The organism is Hyphomonas beringensis, assembly GCF_000682755.1.
GTDB classification, from domain to species: domain Bacteria; phylum Pseudomonadota; class Alphaproteobacteria; order Caulobacterales; family Hyphomonadaceae; genus Hyphomonas; species Hyphomonas beringensis.
Genome location: NZ_AWFF01000065.1, coordinates 22,323 through 33,269, shown reverse-complemented (window position 1 = coordinate 33,269; position 10,947 = coordinate 22,323). Strand labels below are relative to the sequence as shown.

14 protein-coding genes are annotated in these 10,947 nt (G+C 60.6%); 7 read left to right on the top strand and 7 right to left on the bottom strand.

Translation table 11 applies throughout. The features are described 5' to 3' along the window. From HY29_RS14505 to HY29_RS14475, 7 genes are all read right to left on the bottom strand, one after another. Positions 1-453: a Na(+)/H(+) antiporter subunit B gene (locus HY29_RS14505; protein ID WP_034798204.1), complete on the bottom strand. Its 453-nt coding sequence runs from the start codon at positions 451-453 to the stop codon at positions 1-3. Then, the gene (locus HY29_RS14500; RefSeq protein WP_081811426.1) at positions 450-1,094 is read right to left on the bottom strand and encodes a DUF4040 domain-containing protein; all 645 of its coding nucleotides are present in this window, start codon (positions 1,092-1,094) and stop codon (positions 450-452) included. Before HY29_RS14500 ends, HY29_RS14505 begins: the two co-directional genes overlap by 4 nt. Further along, positions 1,094-1,468 (bottom strand): monovalent cation/H(+) antiporter subunit G, encoded by a 375-nt coding sequence (gene mnhG / locus HY29_RS14495; protein WP_081811425.1) that lies wholly within the window; start codon positions 1,466-1,468, stop codon positions 1,094-1,096. The genes HY29_RS14500 and mnhG overlap by 1 nt, the downstream gene beginning before the upstream one ends. Further along, the gene (locus HY29_RS14490) at positions 1,461-1,760 is read right to left on the bottom strand and encodes an MrpF/PhaF family protein (protein ID WP_034798203.1); all 300 of its coding nucleotides are present in this window, start codon (positions 1,758-1,760) and stop codon (positions 1,461-1,463) included. The genes mnhG and HY29_RS14490 overlap by 8 nt, the downstream gene beginning before the upstream one ends. Next, positions 1,757-2,263, bottom strand: coding sequence for a Na+/H+ antiporter subunit E (locus HY29_RS14485; RefSeq protein ID WP_277813026.1), 507 nt, complete (start codon positions 2,261-2,263; stop codon positions 1,757-1,759). The genes HY29_RS14490 and HY29_RS14485 overlap by 4 nt, the downstream gene beginning before the upstream one ends. 82 nt (positions 2,264-2,345) lie before the next feature. Next, positions 2,346-3,545, bottom strand: coding sequence for a DUF2336 domain-containing protein (locus HY29_RS14480; protein WP_034798201.1), 1,200 nt, complete (start codon positions 3,543-3,545; stop codon positions 2,346-2,348). Positions 3,546-3,634: 89 nt separating this feature from the next. Beyond that, the gene (locus HY29_RS14475; RefSeq protein WP_241765224.1) at positions 3,635-4,090 is read right to left on the bottom strand and encodes a DoxX family protein; all 456 of its coding nucleotides are present in this window, start codon (positions 4,088-4,090) and stop codon (positions 3,635-3,637) included. A gap of 297 nt (positions 4,091-4,387) precedes the next feature. Between HY29_RS14475 and HY29_RS14470 the strand changes: the two genes are divergently transcribed. The 7 genes from HY29_RS14470 (at position 4,388) to HY29_RS14440 (ending at position 10,939) form a co-directional block, all read left to right on the top strand. After that, positions 4,388-5,839 carry an MFS transporter gene (locus HY29_RS14470; protein WP_081811424.1) on the top strand — a complete coding sequence of 484 codons (1,452 nt, stop codon included), beginning with the start codon at positions 4,388-4,390 and terminating at the stop codon, positions 5,837-5,839. A 50-nt stretch (positions 5,840-5,889) separates the two neighbouring features. Beyond that, positions 5,890-6,945: an alanine racemase gene (gene alr, locus HY29_RS14465; RefSeq protein ID WP_034798196.1), complete on the top strand. Its 1,056-nt coding sequence runs from the start codon at positions 5,890-5,892 to the stop codon at positions 6,943-6,945. Then, complete coding sequence (locus HY29_RS14460) at positions 6,923-7,735, top strand: MlaE family ABC transporter permease (protein ID WP_034798408.1); 813 nt, start codon at positions 6,923-6,925, stop codon at positions 7,733-7,735. The genes alr and HY29_RS14460 overlap by 23 nt, the downstream gene beginning before the upstream one ends. After that, the gene (locus HY29_RS14455) at positions 7,732-8,496 is read left to right on the top strand and encodes an ABC transporter ATP-binding protein (protein WP_034798194.1); all 765 of its coding nucleotides are present in this window, start codon (positions 7,732-7,734) and stop codon (positions 8,494-8,496) included. The genes HY29_RS14460 and HY29_RS14455 overlap by 4 nt, the downstream gene beginning before the upstream one ends. Positions 8,497-8,601: 105 nt before the next feature. Next, the gene (locus HY29_RS14450) at positions 8,602-8,961 is read left to right on the top strand and encodes a DMT family protein (RefSeq protein ID WP_034798192.1); all 360 of its coding nucleotides are present in this window, start codon (positions 8,602-8,604) and stop codon (positions 8,959-8,961) included. A 57-nt stretch (positions 8,962-9,018) separates the two neighbouring features. Then, positions 9,019-10,401: a DNA repair protein RadA gene (gene radA / locus HY29_RS14445; protein ID WP_034798190.1), complete on the top strand. Its 1,383-nt coding sequence runs from the start codon at positions 9,019-9,021 to the stop codon at positions 10,399-10,401. Beyond that, the gene (locus HY29_RS14440; RefSeq protein ID WP_034798188.1) at positions 10,394-10,939 is read left to right on the top strand and encodes a CvpA family protein; all 546 of its coding nucleotides are present in this window, start codon (positions 10,394-10,396) and stop codon (positions 10,937-10,939) included. Before radA ends, HY29_RS14440 begins: the two co-directional genes overlap by 8 nt. Positions 10,940-10,947: the final 8 nt, after the last annotated feature.

Below are 10,947 nucleotides of genomic sequence, written 5' to 3'. Positions count from 1 at the left end.
CTACCAGTCCTCGTCGCGAATTTCGGCCACACGGCCAGCAAAGGCATAGAAGATGGTCAGCATCGCGCCGGACACGCCAAACAGAACGCCCAGTTCGATCAGCAGGATGCCGACATGCTGGCCGTGATGGCCACCGGGCTCTTCATGGAACAGGGCCTGATACTCAAGATACTGGCCGCCCTGCAGCAGTGCCCAGAAGCCGACGCCCGCATAGAGCATCACACCAACCGCAGCCAGCGAGCGGGTGAAGACCGGCGGAATGGCGCGCATCGCGGCGGGAACCCCGAAGATCAGGGCGTACAGGATCACGGCCACCGCCACGATCACGCCGGCCTGAAAGCCGCCGCCCGGGCCGAAATCGCCATGGAACTGCACATACAGCGCAAACAGGAAAATAATTGGGATCAGCGTCTTTGTAACGACGCGGAGGATGACGTGATGGTCGCTTTTCACTCTTTGCCCTCCTTCTCATTAGAGGTGGCATCATCTTTGGGCAGTGGCGGCGGGGCCTTGTCTTCCTTGCGGATCGTTTCCGCCAGAGAGCGCTCGCCAAAGCCAAGCAGCAAAGCCACGGCCAGGCCGGCCACGAACACAACGGTCGTCTCGCCCAGCGTATCGAAACCACGATAGCTGCCGAGCACCGGGGTCACGACGTTCGGAATGCCCGTATCGTGCCAGTTGATCTGCAGATAGGTCAGGCCGACGCCGGTATTTACTGGTGAGTTCGGATCACCAAAGCCCGGCAGATCTACGGTTGCATAGATCAGCAGGATGCCGGTCACGATACAGACCAGGAACGGCCCGAGATGCTTCAGCGGCTTTTCCGGTTTGGCCGTGCGGGATGTCAGCAACATGGCGCCCAGCAGCACAGCGGTAGACATACCCGCGCCAACGGCCGCCTCGGTAAAGGCCACGTCCACGGCGTCCACAGCAACATACCAAGCCGCAGAGACGAGGGAGTAGATGCCCGACAGCATCACAATGCCAAACAGGCTGCGCATGCGGGCGATGGCGATGCCGACAATGAACAACATGCCGAGCAGCACGATGTTCACCATCTCCATGCCGATGTTTACGTCCATCACTTCATCCATCAGGCGGCCTCCTCATCATCGTCGGAGCGCTGGCCAATCGGCCCGATCATCGGTTGCAGGCCTGCCGTGTGCGCTGCATTGGCAGCCGCGTGGGACGAGGCCGGGCCCGTCAGGAACAGGAAAACAAAGATGGCCACCAGCTTGCTGACGACCAGCCAGCCCGGCGCCATCAGCCCCATGCCCAGCAGGATCAGGATCGCGCCTGCCGTATCCGTGATACTGGCGGCGTGCAGGCGGGTGTAGAAATCCGGAAAGCGCAGAACCCCGACGGAGCCGATCAGGCAGAGAATGCCGCCACCAAGGCACAGCGCAGCGCCCAGCGGGAAGCGCGCCATGCCCCAGAAGTCTGCGATGTTTGCGATAAGGTCACCCATTGTTGCCACCTCCGGGTCCGCCGCGACGCACAAGTGGCACCTGGAAAGACCGGTAACGGAAGAATTTCAGGATCGCGATCGTCGCAACGAAGTTGATCAGCGCATACAGGATGGCGATGTCCAGGAATTCCGGACGGCCCATGACAAAGCCCAACAGGCCCAGCGCGAGAACGGTTTTCGTGCCGAAGGAGTTTACCGCCAGAACACGGTCATACAGAGTCGGCCCAGCAATGGCGCGGATCAGCAGCAACAGCATACCGATCAGCAGGGCAATCAGCGCAGCAGCGGTCATGCGCCCGCCCCTTTCCCGTCCGCCGCGATGCGGCTGCGGCGGTCCATATCCTCAAAGGCTTCAGGCTGGGCTTCCTGCTCATAGAGTGCGTGCACCAGCATTTTGTCACCCTCCACTTCCACCGTCACGGTGCCTGGCGTCAGTGTGATGGAGTTGGCAAACGTCACCTTGGCCAGATCTGTCCGGCAAGTGGTCTTAACCTTCACCAAGGCCGGAGCGATATCGAGATCGGCCTTCACGCAGGCGCGGATCACCGTGATGTTAGCTTTCACAATTTCCTTCATCAGCCATGGGAAATACATCGCATAGCCCAGGATACGCACATAGGGCGCTCCCTCACGGTCAATGATGTCCAGCCGGTAAGCCAGGATCAGGCAAACTGCCACGGATAACGCGCCTAATGATAGCAATAGGGGCGAAAAATGGCCGGACATGCCCAACCAGAAGCCCACAAGTGCTACCAGCAACCCCAGAAAGTACGCCACAGGGGCACCCCTTTCCATTCCATAATAGACCCAAGTATGAGGACCTGACCTAAAGGCCTGCGCGTCACTTGGAAAGTGCCTTTGGGGCGGTTTTTCGCCGCTATCTGCCAAAAACCAGACGCGCGGTGCGCTGGGCAGTCGAGAACTCGGCCTCTTCATTGGCGGGCGCGTCGGCATAACCGCTCTTCATCATGGCCGGCTTGAAGGCCGATGACAGCGACCAGTTCCAGTATCGCAGCACGGTTTGAGCCTTTGCCACGGTCAGGATCTCATAAGTTTCGGCGACCATGGCAAACACCGGATCGATCTCGCCGTCTTCGGTTTCCAGCGGCCTGCGCAGGCCTGCCCAGAATACAGGCAGGAAATCCCGCTTCACACCTGTCCCCTTGCAGAGAACGGCGATGCCCTCTCCGCCCTTGTCGCTGAGGATCTTGGCGGCAGTCACAGGTTTCAGGCCTGCCAGATAGCCGATTTCCTGTGCCAGCTCTGAATCCATGCCATTGAGCGCCGAGGCGTTGATGGCATCTTCCAGGCTGTCATACGGGCTCTTCTCAATGGCGGCGCGGTTACGCTGGCGCCGTTCAATCAGCTGCAGCGCCTTTCGGGCAACCGGATCGGCCCAGTTCTCCTCGGCAGCCAGTTCGAAGACATCCTTGCAGGTATCGATCACTTCCAGCCGGTCTGCCACATGGCGCTGCAGGATCTTGCGGCGGGTGGCGGCATCACTCCACCAGAACATGGCCATGGCGTGGGAGGGCTTCATCTCCAGCCTCTCCACCAGCAGGGGGCAGATAGACTTGTCATCTCGGGATCGGGCGACCAGCTTGTCGATCGCCTGTTCCGGCATGATCGCGCCATTATTGGTCAGCATGTCCTTTACGACAGTCAGCTCGGCAAATTCGGCAATATACTCGCACACGGATTCCGGGATCAGCTTGCGGCGCGCAATCATCAGGCGGTGATCCACCGTGCCCGTCATGCAGATCTCTCGCAGATCGCAGGCATCATAGCCTTCATTGGCTTCCAGCACATGGCGGGCGACCTGGAACGAACACTGGCCCAGATAGCGCAGCAGGCGCTTGGGGGCCTCGCGGTGCATGGCCAGACGGCGCGCGCACATTTCGCGCTCGGCCTCTTCAGCATGGAACAGCATGTCGAGCAGGATATCGCCCACCATATGGCGGTCCTGATGGGCGAGGCGCGAGGCCGGCATGGCAATAAGATCCAGCAGGCGACGGAACAAAGCGTTCCTCGCGCGGCCAGTCTCAGGGGGGGTCAGCGGCTCTATTGGGTCTTCCATGCAGTCGCCTGGCTCGTTTTCTCAGCCAAGTTTTGCAGTAAACAGTTAACGGTATGTGGAGAGTGGAGGCCGCCGCGGGCCCGCCGCAATCACTCGTATTTCTGCTTTCCCGGATGCACGACCATTAACAGAAGACTGGCCACCAGCATCACGATCGCCAGCATGAACAGCATGCCGCCATCGGTCGCGGTATTCTGCGGATCAAGTGACACCGGAATCTCCCGCCCCAGCCAGGGCGACAGATGCATCGCCACCGCCCCGCCCAGCACAAGCGCAGACAGGAACGCCCCGAACCGGCGCGTCATTGGCAGCAACAGGAACAGCGCGGCAAGCAATTCCACAATGCCGACAACCACACGGCCAGTCGGCTCAAACAGGCTGACCCCGGAATTCACGGCGATGGTCTGGAACACGATATTCTCGCCCGGCGGGTCAAAGAACTTTACTGAGCCTTCCGGCGGATTGGGCAAGGGATAGATCGTCGCCTGAACAAACATTGCAATAAGGAACAGGGCCAGCGCCCAACTCACAAGATGCCTGAACATGCGCATTCTACTCTTCCCCTGACCCATATGGTCTGCACCAATCCGGTGGTTAACCGGAAGCTAGCGAGCCCCTGCCCGTCTGGCAACTGACAGGCTTGCGGACCCGGTCTGGCACTTTCCCGCGCCTTTATGGCCGAAGCATGATAAAAACCGCTTCAGCACGTCTACGTATGGTGTTTTCCCATATCCCGCCCAAGCTTCAGGCTTTAGAGACTGCACGTCTCTCATGGGAAGGGCTTTCCATCGCGAAGCTTGCTCCATAAAGTCCGCCAATTCTGCTGGGAACAGGCCTCACATATGAATGACAGAATTGACGATCTGATAGACGAGATGGCCGAAGATGCGGCTGAAGACATCTCGTCTCCGGTCAGCGGCGTCAATGAAGCGATCGGCGCAGGTGCATCCTTTCTGGCCACGGCCAATCACTGGCGCGCGCGCCGTTTGCGCCGGGGCGTAAAGGTTGAACTGCCGGCCTATCTGATGGTCCAGCTCAGCTGGTTCATGGCGTTCGGCCTGCAGATGGTACTTTTCCCGTATCTGATCACCGGACAGCAGCATTTACACATGGACGGCCTGGCCCTCGGCCTGGCGAACATGGCGCTTTCGGCCCCGTCTGTCATCTTCCTGCTGATCGGCGGCGTGGTAGCAGAACGCGCAGATGGCAAGCGCCTCCTGATTATCCTACACTTCCTGGCCGCCGCCCCTGCCCTTTTGCTGGCGCTGGCCGTTTCCCGCGGGCAACTCTCCTACCCCGCCATGATCATCTACGGCATCACTATCGGCACGGTCGGCGCCTTCATGATGCCTGCGCGGGATTCCATCGTGAATGAAGTGGTCGAGCGGCGCATGCGCGTCGGCTCTGGCGTGACGCTGCAGCTCGGCGTGACACTGGCCACGATGGCGCAATTCCTGGCCCAGATCGGCGGGCTGATCCTTGGCGGCTACGCCGACAAGCGTACACAGATGCCAGACTGGATGGGCGGCTTCGGTATTGGCCCGATCCCGGCAGAAGATCTGCTGATGATGCAGGGGCTGACGCTGGCCTGCGGCGCGGGCTTTGCGCTCTGGCTGGCCAAGGGGCGTCAGGTCCGCTCCAGCGGCAAGGGCATCAAGTCTGCGCTCAGCGACATTGCCGAAGGCTTCCACGCCGTGCGCTCTGACGGAAAGCTGTGGGCGATGACCGCGCTGATGTTCGGCGTAGGCATCTTCGTGATCGGCGCCTTCCTCGTGGTGCTGCCCATTGTGAACCGGGACATTTACGGCTTTGGCTCCGACGGCATCCGGGACATGTTCGTCACCTTCTGGATGGGCGCGTTCGTGTCTTCCGTCGTGCTGTCGATCTTCAAGCGCATCAAGCGTCAGGGCCGCCTGTTGCTGATCGCGCAATTCCTGGGCTCCACCAGCATACTCGCCATGATGTGGCACATCCCGCATTTTGCGTTCCTGTGCATCGTCTTCATCTGGGGCCTGGCCGCCGGCATCTCCATCGCGATGAGCCGCTCTATTGTTCAGGACGCCGCGCCGAAGGAAAAACTCGCCCGCGTCTTGTCCATCTACCAATTGGGTTTCATGGCCGGGGCCCCGTTCGGCGCAGCCGTCATGGGCGCGCTGGTAGACCTGTTCGGCCCCTATCGTATCGCCATCGTGCCCGCAGGTGGCATGACCATCCTGATCCTCTGGATGGTCTTTTTCACCCCGGTCTGGAACATGAAGGGCTCGGCCTGGGTGGAGCATCACGAAAAGGAATGATGGCTTTGTCTGGATGACAGACAGGCCGAACACTTCTAACCATCAGTGCCATGATCTCCCGCCCGCAAGCCACAATCCATCTCGCAAACATCGCCGCCAACTGGCAGGCGCTGGACCGGCTGAATCCGGGATCCACAACTGCGGCCGTAATCAAGGCGAACGGCTATGGTCTTGGCGACCATATGATCGCCCAGACACTGATGAAGATGGGCTGCACCACATTCTTTGTCGCGCACATTGAGGAAGCCGTAAACATACGCCGGCTGCTGGGCGCGGGCGCACGCATTTTTGTGCTGAACGGAGTGACGCTGCGCCAGGCCCGGATATTTATCGATAAAGACCTGACGCCGGTCCTCTCGACAGACCAGCACGTCGCCCTCTGGGCCCAGGCCCCGCGCATCGGCTGCGCCCTGCATTTCGACACCGGCATGAACCGGCTGGGCCTGTCGCCGGATCGCTTATCGAGCCAGGCAGAGACCATGCGCAAGCTGCAGCCCTTGCTGGTGATGAGTCACCTAGCCTGCGCCGATGAGCCGGACAATCCGCTGAATGCGCAGCAGCTGAAAGCCTTCGCACAGATCGCGGCCGCCTTCCCGGACGTGCCTGCCAGCCTCGCCAATTCAGCGGGCTGCTTTCTCGGGCATGAGTATGCGTTTGATCTGACCCGTCCGGGCATTGCGCTCTATGGCGGCTCGCAACCGCCCCTTGGCATCACACTGCAGCCTGCGATTACTCTGGAGGCGCTGGTCCTTTCCGTATTTGAAGGCAAGGCGGGCCAAAGCGTCGGCTATGGCGCGACCCATATGCTGAAACAGGATACGCTGCTGGCCACAGTGGCGCTCGGCTATGCAGACGGAATCCCGCGCTCGGGCGGCAATGCGCTGATGAGCTACCTTGATGGAACGCCCTGCCCTGTGCTTGGACGCATTTCCATGGACCTCATCACCATTGATGTCTCAAAAGCACAGAAAGCGGCAAAACCCGGCGCGCGCGTTGAATTCCTCGGCTACAATGCCAAATTGGAAGAGCAAGCGGCCCGTGCAGGTACGCTCGGTTATGAACTACTCACGGGGCTCGGATATCGTGTCAAACGCAACTACCGGTAAGCAGGGATTCCCTAATCCCCTGCAATGGATCGGCGCCGCCTCGCTCGGCCTGTTCAGTGAAGTCGGGCGGCTGTTCATCTTCTTCCTGAAGGTGATGGCCACGGCCTTCACCCCGCGCTGGTATCTGGCGCAGGTCTGGAAGCAGATGGTCAATATCGGCTTCTACTCCCTTCCCGTGGTTGGCCTGTCGGCCGTCTTTATCGGCGCGGCGCTGGCGCTGAACATCTATGAAGGCGGCAGCCGCTATGGCGCGGAACAGTTTGTTCCCAGCATCGTCGTGCTGGGCATCACGCGGGAACTGGGCGCAACGATTACCGGCCTGATGCTGGCGGGCCGTGTTTCGGCAGGCATCTCGGCAGAGATCGGCGCCATGCGCGTGACAGAGCAGATCGACGCGCTGGAGACCCTGTCGGCCTCTCCCTTTCGCTATCTCTATGCCCCGCGCTTTCTGGCCGCGATCATTGCGCTGCCTCTGCTGGTGCTGGTCGCAGACATTATCGGCATCATGGGCGGCTGGCTGGTCAGCGTCTATGCGCTGGATTTCGACTCCACCACCTATATCCGCAACACGATGGACTTCCTGACGAACAATGATGTGATCGTCGGGCTGATCAAGGCTGTCGTGTTCGGCGCCGTCATCGCCACGATGGGCTGCTATCAGGGCGACCGATCAGAAGCTGGCGCAACAGGCGTTGGCCGCGCAGCGACGCTTGCCATGGTTGGCGCGGCGGTGCTCGTGCTGGCGACGAACTATATCATGTCCACCCTGTTCGTGGAGATTGGCCTGTGAGCACGCCCATCCTCAGACTGGAAAACGTCAAGAAGTCCTTCGGCAAAAAGCACGTCCTCACGGGTGTTGATCTGGAAGTCCAGCGCGGCGAAAGCCTTGTCGTGCTTGGCGGCTCCGGCTCCGGCAAATCCGTGATGCTAAAGAACGCGCTCGGCCTGATGACACCGAATGACGGCAAGATCCTCTTCGACGGAGAGGATGTTACCAAATCCACCGGCAAGACCCGCGCCAAGATGCGCGAGCGGATCGGCATGCTGTTCCAGTCCGGCGCGCTGTTCGACAGTCTCACCGTCTGGGAAAATGTCTCCTTCCGCCTGCTGCAGGCCGACCGCATGCGTCGCAAGGATGCCAAGGAGCGCGCCATCGAAACGCTGAAGCAAGTGCGCCTTGGCGCGGACGTGGCAGACCTCTATCCAGCGGAAATCTCCGGCGGCATGCAGAAGCGCGTCTCCCTCGCCCGCTCGATCATCTCGAAACCGGACCTGATCTTCTTTGACGAGCCGACCACGGGCCTTGATCCGATCACGGCCGATGCGATCAATGATCTGATCATCGAACAGGTGCGCAGCCTGGGCGCGGCCGCCGTCTCGATCACGCATGACATGGCCTCGGCCCGCAAGATCGCGGATAACATCGCCATGCTCTATGAAGGCAAGATCATCTGGCACGGCCCGGCCGACATCATCGACAATAGCGGTAACGACTATGTCGACCAATTCGTCCACGGACGAGCCGACGGCCCGATCCAGCCTGCAATCTAAGGGCCGCTGGGGGCAGCCGGCCCTTCACTTCGGTTTGATGAATCTGCCACTCGCTTTTTCCGCTAGCAGGCGTACATGCAGGCGCATCATTCCTGAGGTGATGCCATGCCTGTGCTTTCTGTTCCGGCGATCGCGCCGATCTTCCTGTTGATCGTTTCCAATATCGTGATGACCTTTGCCTGGTATGGGCATCTGAAATTTCCCGGCAAGGCGATCTGGCTGGTCGTGCTGGCCAGCTGGGGCCTCGCCTTCTTTGAGTATTGCTTTGCCGTGCCCGCCAACCGGATCGGCCATACCGTCTATTCAGCCGCACAGCTGAAGACGATGCAGGAAGTCATCACCCTCATCGTGTTTGCCGTATTCTCGGTGCTCTACCTGAAAGAGGCCTTCACCTGGAACCATGCCATCGGCTTTGGCCTGATCGGTCTGGGCGCATGGTTTGTGTTTGCCGGGCCATTTCGTTGAGTTTCCTGCCGTCAATTCCCCTTTCCCCGCGCGCCAAAGCGACATATCCCCTTAACCATGCCTAAAGCCTCCAATATTGCCTATGTCTGCCAGTCCTGCGGGGAAGTTCACTCCAAATGGAGCGGCAAGTGCAATGGCTGCGGAGAGTGGAACACGCTGGTTGAGGAAGCCGTCAGCAGCGCGCCCGGCGGGCTTGCCGCGCCCAAGACCGGCACCAAGCGCAGCTCAAAGGCCGAATTCGTCGCCCTGAATTCAGAGACGGAAACGCCCGCCCGCGTCGTGATGGGCGTCGAGGAGCTGGACCGCGTCTTCGGCGGCGGCATCGTGCCATCATCTGCCACGCTGATCGGCGGGGATCCCGGCATCGGCAAGTCCACGCTGCTGCTGCAGGTCGCCGCGCGGCTGGCCCGCAACGGCGTGAAGACGGTCTATGTCTCCGGCGAGGAAGCCGCCGCCCAGATTCAGGAGCGTGCCCAGCGCCTCAAAGTGGCGAACAGCCCGGTAGACCTCGCGACAGAAACAGACCTCCGCAAGATCCTCTCCGCGCTGAAAACCGCGAAACCCGATTTCGTTGTCATCGATTCCATCCAGACCATGTGGTCAGACAGTCTTGAGGCCGCGCCCGGCTCGGTCAGCCAGGTTCGCGCCTGCGCGCAGGAACTGGTCCGCTGGGCCAAGAAATCCGGCGCGGCGCTGGTCCTGGTCGGCCATGTCACCAAGGAAGGCAATATTGCCGGCCCCCGCGTGGTGGAACACATGGTCGACGCCGTCTTCTATTTCGAGGGCGAGCGCGGCCACCAGTTCCGCATCCTGCGCGCGGTCAAAAACCGTTTCGGCCCAACGGACGAGATCGGTATCTTCGAAATGCATCAATACGGCCTCGCCCCGGCGAAGGAGCCCTCTGCCCTGTTCCTCAGTGCGGAGGGAGAGGGCGAAGGCGGCGCGGCTGTGTTTGCGGCCATGGAAGGCTCCCGCCCCGTACTGGCCGAAGTGCAGGCCCTGGTCGCGAAAAGCGCCTATGGCACGCCGCGGCGCAGCGTCGTCGGCTGGGATGGCGGACGGCTCGCCATGTTGCTGGCCGTGCTGGAAGCGCGCTGTGGCATCAGCCTGTCGGGGATGGATGTGTATCTCTCCGTCGCGGGCGGCTACCGGATCAGCGAGCCTGCGGGCGATCTTGGCGCGGCGGCGGCGCTGTTAACCTCCCTGTCTGATACGGCGGTTCCGGGCCGCAGCGTGTTCTTCGGCGAAGTGGCCCTGTCCGGTGCTGTCCGGCCTGTTGCGCGTATGGAGCAGCGCCTTAAAGAAGCCGTACGTTTAGGGTTTACTCACGCCTATGTTCCAGAAGGCAGTCCAACCACAGTGGATGGCTTGACGATCACGCCAATTAAAAGACTTATCGATCTGGCCCAAACCCTCGCTCCGGACGCACAGAATGCTTGAGTCCATTACAGCTTTCGACGCTATCGCCGTCGCTGTCATCGTGATCTCCGCGATCATGGCCTTTGCCCGGGGGTTCTTGCGGGAAGTTGCCACACTCGGCGCGTTCATCGGCGCCCTCGCCGCCGCCTATTATGCCCGCAAATTCTTCCGTGATGATCTGGCCGCGCTTGTGCCGGATGGTATGGAGCCGTGGACGGCAGACCTGTTCCTGGTGATTGTCGCCTTCATTATTGTCTATGTGATCGTGGCCTGGCTGGGCCAGCGCCTGTCGAAAAACATCCAGGGTGCCGATGGAATCGGCATGTTTGATCACATTGCGGGCCTGTTCTTCGGCATCGCACGTGGTTTCATTGCCTTGGTTTTCTTCGCTGTGCTCCTAAATCTGGCCTTGGATGATAGCCGGATCCCGGACTGGATAGAAAACTCCGCCACCTACCCGGCGCTAAGCAACATGGCTTCCTATGTGAATGATGAAGCCTCGAAAGTCGGAAAAGATGTGCAAGCCGCCCTTCCCTCAGAGGCCAAAACAGGGCAATAGGCCCGTGT